The organism is Paucibacter sp. Y2R2-4 (genome assembly GCF_025717535.1).
GTDB lineage: Bacteria > Pseudomonadota > Gammaproteobacteria > Burkholderiales > Burkholderiaceae_C > Paucibacter_A.
In genome coordinates, this window is record NZ_JAJIRO010000003.1 from 421,474 (window position 1) to 440,840 (window position 19,367).

The following is a 19,367-nucleotide window of genomic DNA, read 5'->3' on the forward strand; positions in this document are numbered from 1 at the left end:
CTGACCTCAAAGCTAGGGGGGATGCGGCCCAAGGATGGCTTGGGCCGCATCCCGCTGCCTAGAATGAGTTGAAACCCTGCGCCTTCGCGCAGCGTTTGCTCTGTTCTCGACTCACTTTGGAGCCCTTGCGATGATCCGTCTTGCTGTTTCTCTTTCCTCTACCGCGCTGGCTTGTGCGGTGGCCGCTTTATTGGCTTTGCCAGCGAAGGCGCAGTCGGTGGCTAGCGAAGTGGCGACGCTGTCTGCCAGCGCAAAAGACGCGCGGCTGAAGGCCGGCGAGGCGGTGGTCCGTGCCAAGGTGGTCGAGGTGGACTATGCAAATCGCACGACGACTTTGCGCGGCCCCAAGGGCGGGCTGCAAACGGTGCATGTGCCTGCCGATGTGAAGAACTTTGAGCAGGTTCGCGTGGGAGACGAGCTGGTGCTGCGTTATGCCGTGGCCGTGGCTGCACAGTTGGAGCGTGTCAGCAAGTCCGGCATTCGCGAGCGCGTGGAATCGTCCAGCTTGGCTGGCGCCCCAGCCGGGGCACTGCCCGGCGTGGCCTCGGCGCGCACGGTGGAAGTCTTGGGCGAGATTCGCGCTCTGGATCCCAAGACTGGCACCGTGCGTTTGCGCGGCGCGACCCGAAGCTTCAACTTGGCCGTGCCGGTTGATCTGGACATCAGCAAGCTGAAGGTCGGTGATGAAGTGCGCGCGGTGTTCACCGAGGCGGTGGCGCTCAATATCGAGCGGCCCGCCGCGAAATAAGCGGGGGCGACGAAAGTCGGGGCTTGCTTTGTGTTGCAATCAAGTCGCTTTGCCCGGTAAGCAAAGAGGGAGCCCCGCATGACCAGACCCAGTTTCAAATTTGGGCGCCAGCTCTGTGCATTGATCGCTGTGGGTGTGCTCTTGAGTTTGGGCATGCCTGCGCAAGCCGAGCTGCTTCCAACGCCGGCTGACTTGCAGGCACGAATGCCTGTCAAACCGCAAGAGTTCACGGTGATCGAGCCCCACCTTAGCTTCAAGGGCGAGCCACCGGTGCGGCGCCTTTACCGTGGCTATTCAGCGGATCAAGTGCTGGGCTTGTTGCTCGGCCCTGACTGGCGTAAGCGCTCGCAACAGGAGTTGGAGTTCAGGGCGCTTGACGGTTATGTCTCGCGCATTCCCGTCGAGCGCTTTGCCCGCTACAAGGCTTCGCTGGTGTTCGCCTTGGCTGATGCTTCGCAGTCCTTCACGGTGGACAACAAGGGCCAGAACGAAAAGAACGTGCCGCTCGGCCCTTACTACCTGGTATGGGACAACATCGGTGCACCCGAGTTGCTGGCCGAGGGCGCCTCGTACTGGCCGTACCAAATCACCCAGATCACCCTTCGTCAGGCCGACTCGGCGGCCCTATTGCCGGCCAGCCTTGGCGAGGGCGCGGCTCAGCGCTGGGGCGAGCATGCGCAGCTGGCGCAGAAGTACTGTTTGAGTTGTCACCAGATCAACGGCTTTGGCGGCGACAAGATGCCGCTGAATCTGGCTGTTCGTGCCAAGCTGCTGGACGATCGCAGCTGGCACGTTTGGCTGCTGACGCCGCAAGCCTTCAAGCCCGGCACCAGCATGCCGCCGCTGCCCGAAGCTTTGCCTCATGCGGAGCGTGAAGCTATTGCGGCCAAGCTGCACGCGTACTTGAAGGCGCTGCCGGTCTTGCCCTGAGGGCTCAACGCAGGTTCTTGCGCAAAAATTCCAGCAGCTTGGGGTAGGCGTCACCCTGCGCCTGGGCGTCGGCTGCTGGCGTGCCGCCCATCTTCATCGGGCCGCGATTGCTTTGGGTGGTGGGGGCATAGCCGTTGCCGCTGATGGCGTGGCCGGCACCTTCATAGACCAGGCTGAGGGTGGGCAAGCCGAGTTTGGCGCGGCTGGCTTCGATATTGCGGGCCATGCCGCCGGAGTCCCAGACCTGGTCGTCGCTGCCGCCGACCAGCATCACCGGGCCTGCGTAGTTCTCGATCGGAATGCGCGCTGCGGGGACGCGCTCGGGGTGGGCTGCGCGGCCTGCGTCTTGCGGGCGACGGATGATGATGGGCTGACCGGACGCAGCATTGGCGAACTCTTCTGCAAAGCCTTTGTAGGGCACCCATGGCAAGGCCTGACCCTTCCAGCTGAAGGAGGAGGCGCTGTCCAAGCCTTTGACATCGGGCCCCCAGCCTTCCCAGACCACATCGGTGGGAACCACCGCGACCACGGCCTTGATCCAGGGCATGCGAGCGGCCGCGTTCAAGGCAAACTCAGCGCCCTTGGAGATGCCGTAGACGCCGATGCGTTGAGCGTCCACCTCGGCTTGCTGGGCCAACCAGTCGCGTGCTTTTTCCAGCAACTCCAGCTCGATGTTCTTGAAGGACGCAGGCAGTGCCGGCAACTCGGCGGGCGTGGGACCTTGGGCGCTCCAGCCGGCGGGTGAGTAGTAGGGCAGGCCCAGTACGGCATAGCCTTGCGAGGCCAACTCCGGCGCCATGGTCTTGGCCATATAGCTGCCGCCTTCGGAACCGCCGAGGAGGATCAGTGCTGCACGCTTGGCGCCGCCCGTTTGAGAGGAGAACTGCGCGCCGGGGAAGGTTTCGACCGTGCGGGTTTGCACATCTTTGGCGACGCGGCGCAGTGTCACAGTTTGCTCGCTCACCAAGCTTTCTTTGCCGCCGGCATCCAAGGCAAAGGCTTGCAGTTGCACGCGTTCGCTGTCGATAGCCGCAGGCTTGGCGCCTGACGGCACAGGGCTTGTCGGCACCGGCTGCATCGCCCAGAACAGGCCGCGCCCGTCAACCCCCTGGTAGCTACCCGCGATTGGTGCCTGCGTCGTCAGGTCGATGCGGCCGTTCGCATCCGCCTTGAAGCGCGCTTCGGACTCGAAAGCCATGGGCCCCATGAAGGTGGCCAAGCTGCGGCTGGCGCGCAGGCGCAACTCGCTGCCGGGCTTGAGTTGCTCGACGCTGATGCGCAGCGGGGTGCCCGCCAACACTTCGGCGCTGGGCAAGACGCGGATGCTTTGCGCGTGGCTGGGCAGAGCTAGGGCCAGGGCCGCTGCCAGACAGAGGCGGCGCAGGGTGGCGATGGGAGCGGTCGTCGACATGGAAAGTCCTTTCAAAAAGAGGTGTTCGAGCGGTTGGAAGATCAAAGCCAAGGCATGCCGAGCTCAGGCGCTCAGGGCCTTCAAACCCAAGATGCCGATCACGATCAACGCGATGCAGCCGATCCGGGCCAGGCTGGCGGGTTCGTTGAAGAAGAGCAGGCCCAGAGTGGCCACGCCCACGGCGCCGACGCCGGTCCACACCGCATAGGCAGTGCCAACCGGCAAGGTCTTCAAGGCCAGGCCCAGCAGCCAGAAGCTGCCCCAGGCGGCGGTGAAGGTGAGGGCGGTGTAGGGCAGCTTGGTGAAGCCTTCCGAGGCCTTCATGGCGCTGGCCCAAACGACTTCCAAAAGGCCGGCGATGAAGAGCAGGCCCCAGGCGAGGGCGGCGGGAGAGATCGATGTGAACATGGTGTTTGGCTTGAGACTTCTTGAGTTGAGATCGGTGCTTGATGAAGGGCGGCAGCTGCTTGATGTGTGCTGCGAATCTTCGCGGGCAGTACTTGCGGCGCGCAGCGCTTTGCGACGAATGGCGAGCCGGCGCGACGTTTGGTGGCTGAAGGGCTCAAGTAGCATGGCCCCCGTCCTCAATACCCAAGCCTTTTGCCCATGAGTGCCGTTCTAGACATCAGCACCGATCCCACTCGGCTGAACCTGCCCCTGATCCATCGTTTCTTGAGCGAGCAATCGACCTGGGCCTTGGGCATCCCCTTGGCCACGGTGCAGCGGGCCGTGCAGGGTTCCCTGTGTTTTGGCGCTTACCTGAGCGGAGCCCAGGTCGGCTTTGCTCGCGTCATCACGGATGGCGCCACCTTCGCCTATCTCTGCGATGTTTTCGTCTTGCCCGAGCATCAAGGCCGGGGCTATAGCAAGCGCTTGATGGAGGCCGTGATGGCGCACCCCGAGCTGCAAGACCTGCGCCGCTTTGTATTGGTTACCAGCACTGCACCGCTGCTGTATGCGCAGTTTGGTTTTGCGCCGGTGGCGAAGCCGCAGAGCTATATGGAGCGGCTGGATTCAGAGGTCTATCAGCGTTCTTGAGCCTGGATCGCGCCGCTGGCCTCAGTCGATGGGTGAGTGCAACCAATGCAGGCTGAACCAGTGTTGTTCATCGGTCCAGACCGGCCCAGGCCGGTAGCCGGCTTGGCCGGCCAATGCTTGAAAGCTGGCTACGCTGTACTTGTAGGAGTTTTCGGTGTGCAGCGTTTCACCGGCCTCAAACGTGTATTCCACGCCTTGCAGTTCGACGACCTGTTTGCGCAAGCTCAATAAGTGCATCTCGATACGCTGCAAGGGAGCGTTGTAAAACGCACTGTGGCTGAAGCCGTCTGCGGGGAATCGGGCGCCGAGTTCGCGCCGCGCGCGCTCCAGGATGTTCAGATTGAAGCGCGCGGTCACGCCTTCGCTGTCGTTGTATGCCGCATGCAGCAGGGCCGGGTCCTTGATCAAATCAACACCAATTAACAGGCCGCCGCCGCGCAGTTGTGAGGCGCTCAAACGCAAGAAATCCAAGGCCTGTTCGGGGCTGAAATTGCCGATGCTGGAGCCGGGGAAGAAGCCGAACCGGCGACCCCTGCCCGGCGTTGGCGCTGCGGGCAGCCGCAGCTCGCCGGTGAAATCGCCCACCTGCGCTTCAATGGCCAAAGTGGGGAACTCGGCCTGCAGCTTGCTACAGGCCTGCAAGAGGTGGGGGCCGGAGATGTCGATGGGCACAAAGCTGTGCGGCTGCCGCATCTGCTTGAGCAAGCAGCGCACCTTGTTCAGCGCACCCGCGCCGTACTCCAACAGTTGCGCGCCCGGGCCCATCAGATCGGCGATGTCGGTCGCATGCTGACGCAGCAGCGCCATCTCGGTGCGCGTCGGGTAGTACTCGCGCAACTGGCAGATGTGTTCAAACAGGGCTGAGCCCGCTTCGTCATAGAAATACTTGGGCGAAATGCTGCGAGGCTTGTGGCCAAGGGCCTGATGCAGGTCCTCCGCAAAGCCCTGGCGTTCAATCAGCTTCAGGCTTGGGGCTGCACTCATGGCCGAGCTCCGGTGTCGATGTCGCGGGCCAGGCGCAGGCCGCTGAACTGCCAGCGCGCCTGCGGCGGGAAAAAATTGCGGTAGCTCAGCCGGGCATGGCCTGGCGGTGTGGCCAAGCTGCCGCCGCGCAGCACCATCTGGCCGACCATGAATTTACCGTTGTACTCGCCCACGGCGCCGGGCCAGGGTCGGTAGCCGGGGTAGGGGTGATAAGCCGAGTAGGTCCACTGCCAGGCCTGGTCTTGCAGCTCCAGCAACTGCCTGCCGAACTCAGCAGCTGCCCCCTCCCATTCGGCCTCAGTCGGCAAGCGGGCGCCGGCCCATTCGGCATAGGCGGTGGCTTCATAAAAACTCAGATGCATGACGGGCGCATGGCGGTCCAGCGGCTGCAGGCCGCCCAGACCAAACACCTGCCATTCGTCCGCACCGGCATGCTTGGCTTCGCAGGGGCGCCAATACAGGGGGTGGCGCCAGCCTTGGCTTTGCAGCAGCGCCCAGCCGTCGGACAGCCAAAGTCTGGGCTTGGCATAGCCGCCGTCACGGATGAAATCGGCGTACTCGCCGCAGCTCACCAAGCGATTGGCGATCTCAAAACTATGCAGCTGCAGTGTGTGGCGAGGACCTTCGTTGTCGAAAGAGAAGTCTTCAGGCGGGGCGCCGATTTGGCCCAGGCCGCCGGGGTGCCGCAGCCAGATCAGGGCTTGTTCGGGACGAGCCGCCGAGGCCTTGCTTTGGTAGGCCGGCGCCAGGGGGTTGAGGCTGAAGGCGTGCAGGATGTCAGTCAGGATCAACTCCTGGTGCTGCTGCTCATGCTGAATCCCCAACTCCAGCAGCGCGTGCGCTTGGCGCCAGATGTCTTCTTCTGCTTGCAAGATGAAGTCGTGCAGCGCCTGGTCGATGTGGGCCCGGTAGGCCTGCACTTCGGCCAGCGAGGGCCGACTCAGCAGGCCGCGCTGCGGGCGCGGATGACGTGCGCCCAGCGATTCGTAATAGGAGTTGAACAGTTGCGCAAAGACCGGGTCAAAGACCTGATAGCCGGGCGACCAAGCTTGCAAGATCAAGGTTTCGAAAAACCAGCTGGTATGGGCTTGGTGCCATTTGCAGGGGCTGGCATCGGGCATGGACTGCAGCGCCTGGTCCTCGGCTGAAAGCGCTGCGGCCAGGGCGGTGGTGTGCTGGCGAACGGCTTGCAGCCGCTGCAAACAAGCCCGCCGGGGGGCGGAGCGGCTTTCGCTGGAGTCGTCGGCTGGGCTGGGTCTCACGCTTCGGTCTCCTGTCAGCGGGGCCAAGTCACCATAGCCTAGATTTACGAAAACTGCATGAAGCTTTGCCAGACCGGCCCGCCGGCTAGCGCGGCTTGCTGACAGGACGGTGGCAGCAGTGCCGCCGAAGTTTGGCCTAGCATTGCACTTCCACTGACTTCTGGGGATATGCGTGGCCGCGAAATCCGTTCAAACCTGGCTGGAAGACATTCGCTTGATGAGCGAGCTGAACTTTCAGATCGTCGAAGCCGTGCGAGCGCTGCTGAAGACGCAGTGCCAGCCCCTGAGCGAGGAACTGAAGTACGGCGGCATCTTGTTCAGCTCGGGGCTGCAGTTCTGTGGCGTGTTCGCCTACAAGGCCCATGTCTCGGTGGAGTTCGGCCAGGGCGCCTTGATCCAAGACCCTTGGGGCCACTTGGAAGGCGAGGGCAAAGGGCGCCGCCATCTCAAGCTGCGCAGCTTGGACGACATTCAAAGCAAGTCGCTCGCCGGTTACTTGCCCTTGGCCTTGGCGGCCGCCAAGCAAGCGCAGGCGGCTTGACTGAGCTTTGCGGGGCTCAGCCGACCGCCAGGCTTTGCCGCAAGACCGGCGTGGCCTGCTCCACCGGCCCCAGCAGCAGCGGCCAGATGCGCTCGCCCAGGTCGCGGCGGAACATGCCGAAATGGCCAATGGCGCGCAGGCCGAGTTGCTGCGGGTCCAGCGTCAGGCGCTGAACCTGGGCGGCGCTGAATTGCAAGCCTAGGTGATCGACGGCCGGGCCGGGGCCGAACAAGGTGTCGTCCGTCACATTCCACAAATGCACCGGGCCGGTGAAACGGTCGTAGCCCAGCTCGGCTTGCAGCTGCGGGTCGGTGAACAAATAGCCTTTGCGGCGGCCCCAGCGGGCCCAGTCCAGCGCGGCCGCTTTGGGCAGGCCCTGGGCGCGCGGGCCCAGCAGCCAGCCGGGCGCATGGCCCAAGGCATGGCCAAAAGCCGGCAGCAGCGCATGGAAGAACAGCGCCGCCTTGATGCGTTGCAGCCCGGCCCAGAAGCGCCAGTCGGCGGCTTGCGCGGCCACGCCCAGCAAGGCATCGGCCTGCTCAAAGCCCTCGGCCAGACCAATCGCCTGGCCGCCAAAAGAATGGCCAATCATCAGCAGGCCGAGCTTCTGGCCTTGCGCTTCTTTGGCTTCTTGCGCGGCCAGCCGCCGCTTGTGGCCAGCGCGCAGGGCGGCGGCCATGTCCAGGCGCGCCCAGTCGCGCAGCCCAGCGGATTCTTGCCGCACATGGCCCCGCAGATTGGGGCCGATGCCGCGGTAGTCATAGCTGAGCACCGCATAGCCGCGCCCGGCCAGCCACTCGGCAAAGCCTTTGTAAAAAGGGCTGGCCACGGCCATGGCCGGGCTGATCACCGCCACCGCCCGCACTGGACCTTGAGGGTTTTGCCAACGCGCCTGCAGCAGCCGGCCATCGGCGCAGCGCAGCTGGATGGCGCTGCTGTGGCCACTGCTCGGGCTGTCGGGTGTTGTTGATGTTCGAGACATGGCGGGTTCCTCTTCGGAGTCTTCTGGGGGCTGTTCAATGGCGCTCAGTCTAGATTGGCAATGAAGGAGCGAATAGACTGCGGCAACGCCACACATTGATATCAATCGGTTGACAATCAAGCCGCCCCCCACCATCCCACGCAGCCGCCGAACCGCAGCCGACCAGGCCTTGGACGCCAATGCGCTGGAACTCTTCGCCCGCATTGCGCAGGCCGGCAGCTTTGCGCGTGCCGCCCGCGAGCTGGGCCTGACCCGGGCGGCGGTCAGCCGCAAGGTGGCAGCCATTGAGACGGCGGTAGGCCTGGCCTTGTTTGCCCGCAGCACCCGCAGCCTGAGCTTGACCGAAGCCGGCCGGCGCCTGCAGGCCAAGGCCCGCGCCGTTCTGGAGGCCGCCGAGGGCGCCCGCCTGGCCTTGCGCAGTGAGCGCGACCAGCTCAGCGGCACTCTGCGCATCAGCACCGCGCCGGTGTTCGGCAACCATGTGCTGGCGCCTTTGTTGGCGCGCTTTCAAAGCCTGCACCCGGCGCTGCGCTATGAGTTGTTGATGACCTATCGGCGGGTGGATCTGCTGCGCGAAGGCGTGGACCTGGCCTTTCGCGCCACCGCCCAGCCGCCTGAGGATTGGGTGGCGCAGCCGGTCATGCGCTATGCGGTGCGTGCGTATGGCGCGGCTGGGCGGGCGCCGCTGGCCGGCCTCCAAGACTTGGCGCAGCAGCCTTGTCTTTTGATCGGCACCCATGAAGAAGGCGGCCACAGTGTCTGGGTGCGAGATGACGCGGCCGAGGCTGACGATAGGCATGAACTGCATTTGCGCGCCAGCGCCTGGGGCAATGATTTGGACACCTTGCTGGCGATGGCGCGGCATGGCGAGGGCGTGGTGCTGTGCCCAGACTTTTGTGTTGGCCCGCAGTCCGGTCTGGTTGATTTGCTGCCCGGTTGGCGCATGGCGGTGAATGAGGGCGAGTGGATTCAAGCGCTGACCCTGCCCATGCCGGTGGGCTCGGAGACCGCGCGGGCCTTGGTGCGCTTTGTGCGCGAGGCGCTGGCGGCTTCGGCTTGATTGGCTGATCGCCTGATCCGCTCAAACCTGCTGTTGATGACAAGGAATCTGCAGCTCGGCGCCTGAGGCTGCCGCGCGGGGAGGGGGCTGGCTATTCTGCCGACCATTCCTTTCAAACCCAGTGGAGCCGCAACTTGAACAGCACGTCATCGACTCACTTCTTCAGCCCTCTGACCGCAGTGGCCTCAGCCGCCTTGCTGTGCGCCGCGAGCTTGTCGGCTGTGCCTGCCTTGGCGCAAACCGCAGCCTCGCCAACAAGCACGGCTGCGGCGCCAGCCGAGCGCAAGGTCATCACCAGTGCCGATCAACTGCCGCGCCGCACGTACACCCTGGCCCAACTGCCCAGCGCTTATCTGAGCGCGCCACTGGCCTCGCTGAAGCCCCTGGGCGCGCAGCTGGAAGCTGATATTCAGGCCGACTTGGCCGCCTATGACATCAAGGACGCTGCCACCTTGCGTGAAGCCTATGGCGCTCTGGCCAGCCTGGCGCAGCTGCGTGGTGACTGGGCTGCCGTGCCCGGCTGGACCGCCAAGGCCCGCGCCCTGCAAGAAAAGCCCGCCGGCAAGCAGACCAGCGGCGTGCTGACCGATTTGCTGGCGCAGCAACAGTTAGAGAAGCGCGACGCCGCCTGGCTCAGCGCCGAGGTGGCGCGACGTTATGGGGCGATGAACTGGGCCGAGGTGCAAGACACCCTCAAGGCCAATCGCGGCGGGGTCGAGACCTTCAACCCCGAGCTGATGATTGGCAGCTTCAAGGCCCAGCTCGATGTGATGGCGCAAAACGGCCAGATGGTGGTGCCCGCGCAGCTGGCGCAAGCCATCGTCAGCACCCGCATGCAGATGGAACTGTTAGGCCCCAACAAGGCCGCCATCGTGGCCGGCCTGCAGCAGGTGCTGGACGCCAACAGCAAAACTGTGGCCAAGGCCGACATTTGGACGCCGCGCACCTTCAGCATTCCGGCCGACGCCAAGGCCAAGCCGGTGCTGATCGGCGTGTGGGATTCGGGCGTGGATCTGACCTTGTTCAAGACCGGCGCCGCCAAGGGCCTGGCCTTCACCGATGAAGGCCAGGCCTCCAAAGACCTCTTGCGCCCGCTGGGTGAGGCCGAGCCGCGCTGGCCGCAGCTGCGCAGCATGATCAAGGGCGCCATGGACCAACGCGCCGCGCTCGATACGCCCGACTCGCGCCAGTTCCGCGCCACCCTGGGCGGCCTGAAGGCCGAGCAGGCCAAGGGCTTTGGCGAAGACATGGCCCTGGCTGGCCTGTATGTGCACGGCACCCATGTGGCCGGCATCGCGGTGGAGGGCAACCCCTTCGCCCAGGTCTATGCCGCCACCATGCTGTGGAGCCACAAGACCGAGCCGTCTAAACCGTCGGAAGCGCGCTCGCGCCTCACGGCGGCCAATTACGGCACGTTGGTACAGGGCTTCAAGAGTGCCGGGGTGCGCGTGGTCAATATGAGCTGGCGCTATGGCCCCAGCGCTTACGAGATGATGATGGCGTATCACAACCTCGGCGGCACGCCCGAGCAGCGCAAGGCCGAGGCGCTTCGCCTGTTCAAGATCGAACGCGATGCCCTGAACGCGGCCATTGCCGGGGCGCCCGAGATCTTGTTCGTGGCCGGGTCCGGCAATGAAGACAACAGCGCCGACTTCGAGGAGTACATCCCCGCCGGCCTGTCCTTGCCCAACTTGATCACCGCCGGCGCGGTGGATCGCTCGGGCAGCGAGACCAGCTTCTCGACCTTTGGCAAGACCGTGGTGGTGCATGCCAATGGCTTTGAGGTGGATGCCCCCATCCCCGGCGGTGTGCGCATGAAGCTCAGCGGCACCAGCATGGCCAGCCCGCAAGTGGCCAATCTGGCCGCCAAGCTGATCGCCTTGAAGCCGGAGCTCAAGCCCACCGAAGTCAAGGCCTTGATCTTGCAAGGCGCCGAGCGCATGAACGGCGCCGACGGCAAGCCGGGTCGGGTCAATTTGATCAACCCACGCAAGAGCGCGGAGCTGGCCGGCCTCAAGCTCTGAACTGGGCTTGAGCCGACTGCCCCCGATCTAGGGGGCGCCCTCTAGGTGAAAACTCACCGAACTCTATAATTGCTGGTTTTCTCGAACAGCCGCACAGCAAGCTTTGTTGTGCGGCTGTCTAGTTTTTTGGGCTTGTAGAAGGCGCGTCACCTCGCGTGCTTGCTGCGGTCCATCAATCCGCTCTTTCCCAGCAATAGAAGAAAGTCGTCCCCCGCAGAGCCAGGCTGCAGGGGCCTGCCCGATGAGTTCCGCCGATCAAGCCAAGACCCCGCGCCCCAAGATCCAACGCTTGCTGCATGTCGATGCCATGAAGGCCTTGGCGGCGCAACTGATCGTCTTGCACCATCTTTCGGCTTACGGGCCTATCTCGGAGAGTGTGCATGCGGTCTTGCCGCAGCTGATGGATTGGCTCTATCACTACGGCCGCATGGCGGTGCAGGTCTTTCTGGTGGTGGGTGGCTTTCTGAGTGCGCGGGCCTTGTCTGCCCAGGGCCAACTGCTCGACGGACGCTTGCCGGAGTTGCTCTGGCGTCGCTACCAACGTCTGGTTCTGCCATTCATGGCGGCGGTGGCCATCACGCTCTTGGTCTCGGCCCTGGTGGCGCATTGGTTGCCTGAACTGGTGCCGGCCTCGCTGAGCCTGCCGCAGCTTTTGGCCCATGCCACGCTATTGCATGGCGTCTTGGGTTATGACTCGCTGACGGTGGGTGCTTGGTATGTGGCCATCGACCTGCAACTCTTCGCGCTGTTGATGGCCCTGCTGTGGGTGGCGCGCCAGCTGGCTTTGCCGCGCGCCTGGCGCCGGGTGATTGGCCCTGGCTTGGTGATGCTGCTGACGGTGGCCTCGCTGTGGCTCTTCAATCGCATCGCCGCGCTGGACAGCTGGGCTTTGTACTTCTTTGGCGCTTATGGCCTGGGTGCCATGGTGCATTGGCTGGGCCTGATCCGCTATCGGCGCCTGGGCCTGGCCTTGTTGTCGGCCGCTGTGGTGCTGGCTTTGATGATGGACTTCCGTGAGCGGCTGCTGCTGGCGCTGCTCACCGCGCTGGTGCTGGCCGCTTTGCAGCAGCGCCATCAAATCGGCCGTTGCTTGCTGGCCGATTGCCCGCGTGCGCCCTATATTGCACCCTTGATTGCGCATCTGGGCACGCATTCTTTCGCGCTCTTCCTGGTGCACTTCCCCATTTGCCTGCTGGTCAATGCCTTGTTCGAGCACCGCGATCCCGAGTTCGGATGGCAAGCCTTGCTGGCGCTGCTGTCCGCTTGGGCCTTGAGCAATATGGCCGCCGTGCCTTTTTATCGCTGGATTGAGGCGCCTGCCGGTCGCCTGCGCCTTTTGCCTTTGCTGGCACGCCTGCTGCCCAAGGCTTTGCGCGCCTGAAGGGTCGAGTCCCCCCCCTCAGTCCAGCGGCTGGGTCTGCGGGGTGCGCTGAAAGGCCTGCTTGTTGAAGCCCAGCTCCGCAGCTCGGTCCAAGAGTTTTTGCAGTTGCGCCTCGTCCATCTGCGGCGTGCGCGACAAGACCCAGGCGTATTTGCGGCTGGGCTCGCCAATCAAGACATGGCGGTAGTCGCTGTCCAGGTCCAGCACCCAGTAGTCGCCATAAAACGGCCAGAAGAAGGTCACGCGCAGCTTGGCATTGCCGCTGCCGTCCACCGTCTTGGCATGGCCCGCCGTGCGATCCACCTCGCCATTGGCGATGCGGCAGCGGTTGATCACCTCCACGCGATTGCCATCGAGCCGGTAGCGCGCCTGCGTGTCTGCCACGCATTGCTTTTGAAAACGATTTGGCAGCAGCGCGATCTCATACCAAGCGCCCGCATAGCGCTGCAGATCGACGGCAGCCACCGTCGGCAAATGCGCGGTTTCAGCCGCGCGCGGGGTGCTGGCAAAGGCGCTCAAGCAGAGCAGGGCCAGAAGGTGTCGATTCATGAGTGAGTCCGGGATGTGCGCCGGGGTGTGCAAGGATCGGCAATCCCTGACCGTAGCAGAGCCGACAAAAGCTTAGCGCTTAACGGTCTTTCATCGCGCAGGTGTTCATGCCCAGCAGTGGGTAGGCCGGGCAGAAGCGGAAGATGCCGGTCAGCAAAGGCACGATGCCGATATAGCCCCAGGCACCCACGGTGCCGGTGGCGGCCAGCACGATCAGCGCCAAACCGGCGCTGATGCGCAAGACACGATCGGTGGTCCCAACATTGATCTTCATGGCAAGCCTTTCATGGGGAGCCGAGTCTGGCTCTGCGCCTGATTCTGATCCCTGCGCTACACCCAGCCTTGCGCCAGATCAAGCCCAGCCAAGGCCCGCGCAGTTCAAGGCGCCGAGGCTTCCCATTCGGCGGTTTGCGCGGCGGCGGCGCGGTTCATGTCCGCCAGGGTCTTGCCCGGCTCATCGCGGAAGCGCTCGTCCAGCACCTGCAAATCCTGGATGCGGTCAACGCGGAAGCTGCGGAAGTCCTGCCGCAGCTCGCACCAAACCGCCAGTGTCCAGACCTGGCCCCAGAACAAGCAGGCCAACGGTCGCACCCGGCGCTGGCTGCGGGCCTCGCTCAAGTCCAGATAGTCCAGCTGCAAAACCTGTCGCCTTTCGGTGGCCTCGCGCAGCAGGGCCAGGCGCTCGCGCATCTCGGGGCTCAGACCGGTCAGCGGGGCGAACAGGGCCAGGCTTTCGGCGGCGGCCCGCTCGGCGCTGGGCAGCACGCCCAGGATCTTCAGCATCGCGTTCTCGGCCTGGCGCGCCAAGCCGCTGTCCAGCTGACCCTGGGCCAGGCGCACCGCGGCCACCAGCGCCTGGGCTTCGTCCTTGGTGAACATCAGCGGCGGCAGGTCGAAGCCGGCGCGCATGCGGTAGCCCACGCCGGCCTCGCCCTCGATGGGCACGCCTTGCCCTTGCAAGGCCGCCACATCGCGGTAGACGGTGCGCGGCGACACCTCCAGGCGCTGGGCCAGGAAATCGGCGGTGGACAGGCGGCGTCCCCGGATCAAGTGGACGAGTTGAAACAAACGATCGGCGCGGCGCATGGTCGCCATTGTGCAGGTCCCTCAGGCGTGGGTGGCCGACATGGCACGCCATTTGCGTGTCTTGCTCATCCCCAAGTGCCTATGAAGAGAACGACCTTGGCCATTTTCGCTATCCCCGCTGCGGCTCAAGCCCGCCCTCATCTACCCCTTGGACTGGGAGCATTGCCCATGCGTACCGCCTACACGGGTTCCCCTCAAGCCTTGCATGTGAACCAGCGCTGCCCGGGCCAGATCTGGGTAGCAAGGGCCAGCGACAGCGCTGCTGCAGTCCATTCGCAAGCCCGCATTGAAGCCTTGGGCCCGAGCAGCCGCAGCGATTTGGCCGCCTTGCTCGCCGCTCTGAATGACGCTGAAGCGCGGCATTACCCCAGCGCCCACCCGCTGGCGCAGCGGCATGTTGATGCACTGGATCGGCCCAATTTGCGCCTGGCCGTGGTGCGTGATGCACGTCAGCGTGCCCTGGGGCTGGCTGGTTTGCAGCTCTTTGATGAGAGCGCCGAGCTGAGCAGCTGGGTGGTTACGCCCAGCCAGCGAGGCCAGGGCCTGGGTGCCGCGCTGCTGGCTGAGCTGGAGCGCGAGGCCTTGCGGCAGCGCCAACCCTTGCTGCGAGTGCAAGTCGCGGCCTCACAGCGCGGCGCGCAGCGCCTGCTGGAGCGCAGTGGCTATGGCCGTTGTGGCCCGTTCTCGGGCCGGCGCGCCGAGCCTTTCAGCTTGTTTTTCGAGAAATTGCTGGGCCTTTGAAGTCTTGTAAGCCTCGCAAGAAGGCTATGCCTTGAATCGCAGCAGCCATTCCAAATGCCTATGAGTACCGGCCCCGCCAGCGGCTGAAAGCCGGTAGGCGCGGGCCAGAATAGGCGCATGAACCCGCCCCGTAGTTCTTCAAGCCCCCGCCCCCGCGTCCTCATCATCGGTTGTGGTTTTGGTGGCTTGGCCGCCGCCCGAGCCTTGGCCGGCGCCCCTATCGATCTCACCGTCATCGACCGCAGCAACCACCACCTGTTCCAGCCCCTGCTCTACCAGGTGGCTACGGCTGGGCTTTCGGCGCCATCGATCGCCGCGCCCATCCGCCATATGTTGCGGCGCCAAGCCAATGCCACGGTGCTGATGGCTGAAGTGAGCGGCATCGACAAGCAAGCGCGCTGCGTCGATTTGTCGGACGGCCAGCGTCTCGGCTATGACTTCTTGATCGTGGCCAGCGGCGCCACCCACAGCTATTTCGGCCGTGATGACTGGGCTGAACATGCGCCGGGGCTGAAAACCATGGCGGATGCCTTCAAGCTGCGCGCCAAGGTCTTGACCGCCTTTGAGCGCGCCGAAGCGCTGGCTGAAGAGAGTGAGCGCCAAGCTTGGCTGAACTTTGTCGTCATCGGCGCCGGGCCTACCGGGGTGGAGATGGCCGGCACCTTGGCCGAGATCGCGCGCCACACCTTGCGCAATGAGTTCCGCCGCATCGACCCGGCCAAGGCCCGGGTGATTTTGCTGGAAGGGGGCGAGCGGGTCTTGGCCGCCTTCAAGCCTGAGTTGTCGGCACGCGCCGCTCAGCAATTGCAGCACCTGGGCGTGGAAGTGCGTTGTGGCTGCCGGGTGGTGGAGATTGATGAAGAAGGCGTCGAGGTCGAAAGCGCAAGCGGGCGCCAACGCATCGAGGCGCGCACCCGGGTCTGGGCCGCCGGGGTCGCCGCCTCGCCGCTGGGCCGCATGTTGGCGGTGCCCTTGGACCGGGCCGGCCGCGTGCAGGTGGATGCGCGCTTGAACATTCCGGAGCACCCGGAGTTGTTTGTCATTGGGGACCTGGCCGCCGCGCTCAGCCATGAGCCGGACGGTTCAACGCGACCGGTGCCGGGCGTGAGCCCGGGGGCCAAGCAGATGGGCGCGTTTGCGGCGGCGCAGATCTTGGCCGTGGTGCGAGCTCAGGTGCGAGCCCAGGTGCGCGCCGAGGCGAGCGGCTCAGCTTCCCGGGGTCAAGTTTCGCGGGGTCAGGTCTTGCCTGCCGCGCCCAAGTTCCGCTACCGCGACTACGGCAATCTGGCCACCATCGGGCGCAAGGCGGCGGTGGCCGATGTGGGGCGCCTGCAGTTCTCGGGCTATCTGGCCTGGTTGTTCTGGCTCTTTGTCCACGTCTACTTCCTGATCGGTTTTCGCAACCGGCTGGTGGTGCTGATGGACTGGGCCTGGGCTTACTGGAGTTTTCAGCGCTATGCGCGTGTGGTGGCCGAGCCCGCCAGTAGCGAAATCAGCCGCAAGACTGAGCGCTGAACTTGCGTTGATGTTGCGCCGAAGGTGCATTGATCGTGCGTTGAGCGCACAGCTTCGAGCGCAAGCGCCGAAACGCGGTGGCCAGGGGCTTTGAAGGGAGTGTTCTGAGTCGTCTCCCCAGTTTGAAGTGATGCCGAAGCGCTGAAATAGTCCGTTCGGTCCTAGGACCGTCACATCCACGACCTATTTCCTCAATAGATTGAATGGAATCCACAAACAGGAGGATTCTGATGAGGAAATTTGTGTTTTCTTTGGGCAAGGTCGCCATCGGCGCCGCCATGTTGGCCACATTGCCCAGCGCCATGGCGACGGTTCTGAATTTCGACGACCTGCCTGACGGCGTCGTCACCGCCAACTACGGCGGCCTGGACTGGTCCACGGCCGGTTGGATTGCCTTCTCGACCCCGGCTGCACCGTACACCGCCAAGTCCGGCGATGGCCGCATCACCAATGAGTTCTTGGGCAGCGACGCCGCCAGCTTGATCCGCTTCGGCGCTGCCGGCCAAACGGCGCGTTTCGACGGCGCTTACTTCGCCGGCCTGGGCGGCGCCCTGCTGAGCTTTGAGCTCTTGCTGAATGGCCAAGTGGTGGCCACCAGCGCCACGCTGGACCCGTCGGCCACGCCGACCTTCCTGGCCAGCGGCTATGCCGGCCTGATCGATGCCGTGCGCATCAAGAGCCAGAACCACGGCGAGTTCGTGATGGACGACTTCAGCTTCACCCAAGCCGTGCCCGAGCCGCAGAGCTATGCCTTGCTGCTGGCCGGCCTGATGGTTGTTGCCCGCGTGGCTCGCCGCAAAAGCGCGGCCTGAGTCCAGCTCCCCCCAATTTTTCGAAAGCACGCACCATGACTCAACAAGATCGTCGCGGTTTCCTGCGCACTGTGGCCTCGGCTGCTGGCGCCTCGGCCGCCCTGGCCAGCTTCCCGCCCGCCATTCAACGCGCCCTGGCCATCCAGGCCAATAACCGCACCGGCACCATCCAGGACGTCGAGCACATCGTCGTGCTGACCCAGGAAAACCGCTCCTTCGACCATTACTTCGGCACGCTCAACGGCGTGCGCGGATTCGCCGACCCCTTCCCGATCCCCGTGGCCGACAAGACCGGCATCACTGGCCGTACCGTCTGGGTGCAGCCCAATGCGGTCACCGCCGTGCCCGGCCGTCCGGCCACGGGTCCAGTCGCGATTGCGCCTTTCCACCTGAACACCGAGCAGAACTTTGCTTTCATGCGCGTCTCGGGCACGCCGCATTCCTGGGCCGATGCGCAAGCCGCCTGGGACCAAGGCCGCATGAACGCTTGGCCCAAGGCCAAGAACAATCATTCCTTGGGGCACTTCAAGGAAAGTGATCTGCCTTTCCAGTTCGCGATGGCCAATGCCTTCACGATCTGTGACCACTACCACTGCGCCACCCAGACCGGCACCAACACCAACCGCCTGTTCGTCTGGACCGGCACCAATGACGGCCAGCGTTTGGGCAACGGCCCTTCGACCGACAACAGCCACGAATGGTTCAACCCGAACCCGCTGGACGACTACACCTGGACCACCTACCCCGAGCGCCTGCAAGCCGCCGGCATCACCTGGCAGGTCTACCAAAACCTGAACGACAACTTCACCGACAACGCGTTGTTTGGCTTCCGCCCCTTCCGCGACGCCTTCTACAAGCGCCCCGGCTACTCGGCCGAATTGGCCGAGCGCGGCATCAACACCCGCGATCTGGACAAGTTGCGCGAAGACGTGCTGGCCGACAAGCTGCCGCAAGTCAGCTGGATCGTCGCCACCGCCGAAGGCTCCGAGCACCCTGGGCCTTCCAGCCCGGCCCAAGGCGCGGACTACACCGCCAAGGTGCTGGACGCATTGACCTCCAACCCCGAGGTCTGGAGCAAGACGGTTCTCTTCATCAACTTCGACGAGAACGACGGTTTCTTCGACCACATGCCACCCCCGGCCGCGCCCAGCTATGTGGCTTGGGACGCCGACCCGGCCAAGGCCGAGTTGGCCGGTGCTTCCACCGCCGACACCGCCGGTGAGTACCACCACATCCTCAACGGCACACCGGCCACCCACCAGCACAAGCCCTATGGCTTTGGCCCGCGCGTGCCCATGTATGTGATCTCGCCCTGGAGCAAGGGCGGCTGGGTCAACTCCGAAGTGGCCGACCACACCTCGGTGATCCAGTTCATCGAGAAGCGCTTTGGCGTGATGGAGCCGAACATCAGCGCCTGGCGCCGTGCCGTCGCCGGTGACATGACCTCGGCCTTCAACTTCCGCGACCCCAACGATGCAGCCTTCTTTGACAAGCTGCCCAAGACGCTGGAACTGGCGAATCGCGCCCGTGCTTTGCCTGGCACCACCACACCGCCCACGCCCAGCGGCCTGCAAGCCCCGGTGCAACTGAGCGGCCCGCGCCCGGCGCGCGCCCTGGCCTATGAGCTGCACACCACCGCAGCCGTCAAGGTGAACCCCGGCCGCGTTGGCTCCAGCCGCATCGAGCTGCAATTCGCCCACACCGGCGTGACCGAAGCTTCGGCCGCGGTCTTCCATGTCTATGACCGCCTGAACCTGGCTGCGCTGCCGCGCCGCTACACGGTGGAAGCCGGCAAGCAATTGCTTGGCACCTGGCAGCCTAGCGCCACCGGCGCCTACGATCTGTGGGTCTTGGGCCCGAACGGCTACCACCGCCACTTCACCGGCAATGCACGCCGCGTCGCCGCGGCCGCCCAGCCTAACCCCGAAGTGCGTGTGACGCCGGACGCCGTCAACGGCGAGCTCATCATCGAGCTGAGCAACAGCGGCAGCTTCGCCTGCAGCATGACGCTGGTGGCCAATAAGTACTACGCGGTGGAGCCACAAACCGTCAAGCTGCCGGCTCGCGCCAGCGTCACCGTGCGCCTGCCGCTGAAGGACAGCGCTTACTGGTACGACTTCAGCGTGCGCGTGGTCGGTCAAGCCGACTACAGCCGCCGCTTTGCCGGCCACCTGGAAACCGGCGAGCCTTCGATCACCGACCCGGCCATGGAAGGCCCGGCTCAGCTGAACCAGTACCGCCTGCCGGTCTGAGTTCCGACTGCAGTTTTTTACCCCACTGTTTACCTTGTTTGATTCACGGAG

Annotated in this window: 19 protein-coding genes; 11 read left to right on the forward strand and 8 right to left on the reverse strand. The window is 64.6% G+C overall.

The window, feature by feature from the left end:
- Nucleotides 1-130 precede the first annotated feature (130 nt).
- On the forward strand, nt 131-748 hold the full coding sequence (locus tag LNV06_RS13195) for a hypothetical protein (protein WP_263538755.1): 618 nt from the start codon (nt 131-133) through the stop codon (nt 746-748).
- Nucleotides 749-826: 78 nt separating this feature from the next.
- Complete coding sequence (locus tag LNV06_RS13200; protein WP_263538756.1) at nt 827-1,678, forward strand: cytochrome c family protein; 852 nt, start codon at nt 827-829, stop codon at nt 1,676-1,678.
- Nucleotides 1,679-1,682: 4 nt separating this feature from the next.
- Here LNV06_RS13200 and LNV06_RS13205 read toward each other — a convergent pair whose 3' ends face one another.
- Both LNV06_RS13205 and LNV06_RS13210 read right to left on the reverse strand, forming a co-directional pair.
- On the reverse strand, nt 1,683-3,089 hold the full coding sequence (locus LNV06_RS13205; RefSeq protein ID WP_263538757.1) for an acyl-CoA thioesterase/bile acid-CoA:amino acid N-acyltransferase family protein: 1,407 nt from the start codon (nt 3,087-3,089) through the stop codon (nt 1,683-1,685).
- A 63-nt stretch (nt 3,090-3,152) separates the two neighbouring features.
- Complete coding sequence (locus LNV06_RS13210) at nt 3,153-3,497, reverse strand: DMT family transporter (protein ID WP_263538758.1); 345 nt, start codon at nt 3,495-3,497, stop codon at nt 3,153-3,155.
- A 198-nt stretch (nt 3,498-3,695) separates the two neighbouring features.
- Between LNV06_RS13210 and LNV06_RS13215 the strand changes: the two genes are divergently transcribed.
- Nucleotides 3,696-4,127 carry a GNAT family N-acetyltransferase gene (locus tag LNV06_RS13215; RefSeq protein WP_263538759.1) on the forward strand — a complete coding sequence of 144 codons (432 nt, stop codon included), beginning with the start codon at nt 3,696-3,698 and terminating at the stop codon, nt 4,125-4,127.
- A 21-nt stretch (nt 4,128-4,148) separates the two neighbouring features.
- On the opposite strand, the gene egtD is transcribed toward LNV06_RS13215, so the two are convergent.
- Entirely contained in the window at nt 4,149-5,111 is a 963-nt protein-coding gene (gene egtD, locus LNV06_RS13220) for an L-histidine N(alpha)-methyltransferase (protein WP_263538760.1), read from the reverse strand.
- Complete coding sequence (egtB, locus tag LNV06_RS13225; protein WP_263539134.1) at nt 5,108-6,313, reverse strand: ergothioneine biosynthesis protein EgtB; 1,206 nt, start codon at nt 6,311-6,313, stop codon at nt 5,108-5,110. The genes egtD and egtB overlap by 4 nt, the downstream gene beginning before the upstream one ends.
- A gap of 232 nt (nt 6,314-6,545) precedes the next feature.
- Between egtB and LNV06_RS13230 the strand changes: the two genes are divergently transcribed.
- Nucleotides 6,546-6,914 carry a DUF1801 domain-containing protein gene (locus tag LNV06_RS13230; RefSeq protein ID WP_263538761.1) on the forward strand — a complete coding sequence of 123 codons (369 nt, stop codon included), beginning with the start codon at nt 6,546-6,548 and terminating at the stop codon, nt 6,912-6,914.
- A 16-nt stretch (nt 6,915-6,930) separates the two neighbouring features.
- On the opposite strand, the gene LNV06_RS13235 is transcribed toward LNV06_RS13230, so the two are convergent.
- Nucleotides 6,931-7,896 (reverse strand): alpha/beta hydrolase family protein, encoded by a 966-nt coding sequence (locus LNV06_RS13235; protein ID WP_263538762.1) that lies wholly within the window; start codon nt 7,894-7,896, stop codon nt 6,931-6,933.
- Nucleotides 7,897-8,005: 109 nt separating this feature from the next.
- On the opposite strand from LNV06_RS13235, the gene LNV06_RS13240 reads away from it, so the two are divergent.
- The 3 genes from LNV06_RS13240 (at nt 8,006) to LNV06_RS13250 (ending at nt 12,361) form a co-directional block, all read left to right on the forward strand.
- Nucleotides 8,006-8,956, forward strand: coding sequence for a LysR family transcriptional regulator (locus LNV06_RS13240; protein ID WP_263538763.1), 951 nt, complete (start codon nt 8,006-8,008; stop codon nt 8,954-8,956).
- 134 nt (nt 8,957-9,090) lie between these two features.
- The gene (locus tag LNV06_RS13245; protein WP_263538764.1) at nt 9,091-10,980 is read left to right on the forward strand and encodes a S8 family serine peptidase; all 1,890 of its coding nucleotides are present in this window, start codon (nt 9,091-9,093) and stop codon (nt 10,978-10,980) included.
- Between the two features lie 241 nt (nt 10,981-11,221).
- Nucleotides 11,222-12,361 (forward strand): acyltransferase family protein, encoded by a 1,140-nt coding sequence (locus LNV06_RS13250; RefSeq protein ID WP_263538765.1) that lies wholly within the window; start codon nt 11,222-11,224, stop codon nt 12,359-12,361.
- Between the two features lie 18 nt (nt 12,362-12,379).
- On the opposite strand, the gene LNV06_RS13255 is transcribed toward LNV06_RS13250, so the two are convergent.
- From LNV06_RS13255 to LNV06_RS13265, 3 genes are all read right to left on the reverse strand, one after another.
- Nucleotides 12,380-12,910: a lipocalin family protein gene (locus tag LNV06_RS13255; RefSeq protein ID WP_263538766.1), complete on the reverse strand. Its 531-nt coding sequence runs from the start codon at nt 12,908-12,910 to the stop codon at nt 12,380-12,382.
- A gap of 79 nt (nt 12,911-12,989) precedes the next feature.
- Nucleotides 12,990-13,184, reverse strand: coding sequence for a YgaP family membrane protein (locus LNV06_RS13260; RefSeq protein WP_263538767.1), 195 nt, complete (start codon nt 13,182-13,184; stop codon nt 12,990-12,992).
- Between the two features lie 104 nt (nt 13,185-13,288).
- Nucleotides 13,289-13,996, reverse strand: a complete 708-nt coding sequence (locus LNV06_RS13265; RefSeq protein WP_263539135.1) for a helix-turn-helix transcriptional regulator — start codon at nt 13,994-13,996, stop codon at nt 13,289-13,291.
- A 168-nt stretch (nt 13,997-14,164) separates the two neighbouring features.
- Here LNV06_RS13265 and LNV06_RS13270 point away from each other — a divergent pair, with 168 nt between their 5' ends.
- From LNV06_RS13270 to LNV06_RS13285, 4 genes are all read left to right on the forward strand, one after another.
- Nucleotides 14,165-14,737 (forward strand): GNAT family N-acetyltransferase, encoded by a 573-nt coding sequence (locus LNV06_RS13270; RefSeq protein WP_263538768.1) that lies wholly within the window; start codon nt 14,165-14,167, stop codon nt 14,735-14,737.
- Nucleotides 14,738-14,854: 117 nt separating this feature from the next.
- Nucleotides 14,855-16,252 carry an NAD(P)/FAD-dependent oxidoreductase gene (locus LNV06_RS13275; protein WP_263538769.1) on the forward strand — a complete coding sequence of 466 codons (1,398 nt, stop codon included), beginning with the start codon at nt 14,855-14,857 and terminating at the stop codon, nt 16,250-16,252.
- Between the two features lie 230 nt (nt 16,253-16,482).
- Nucleotides 16,483-17,064 carry a PEP-CTERM sorting domain-containing protein gene (locus LNV06_RS13280; protein ID WP_263538770.1) on the forward strand — a complete coding sequence of 194 codons (582 nt, stop codon included), beginning with the start codon at nt 16,483-16,485 and terminating at the stop codon, nt 17,062-17,064.
- Nucleotides 17,065-17,099: 35 nt separating this feature from the next.
- Nucleotides 17,100-19,316 carry a phosphocholine-specific phospholipase C gene (locus LNV06_RS13285; protein ID WP_263538771.1) on the forward strand — a complete coding sequence of 739 codons (2,217 nt, stop codon included), beginning with the start codon at nt 17,100-17,102 and terminating at the stop codon, nt 19,314-19,316.
- Nucleotides 19,317-19,367 lie beyond the last annotated feature (51 nt).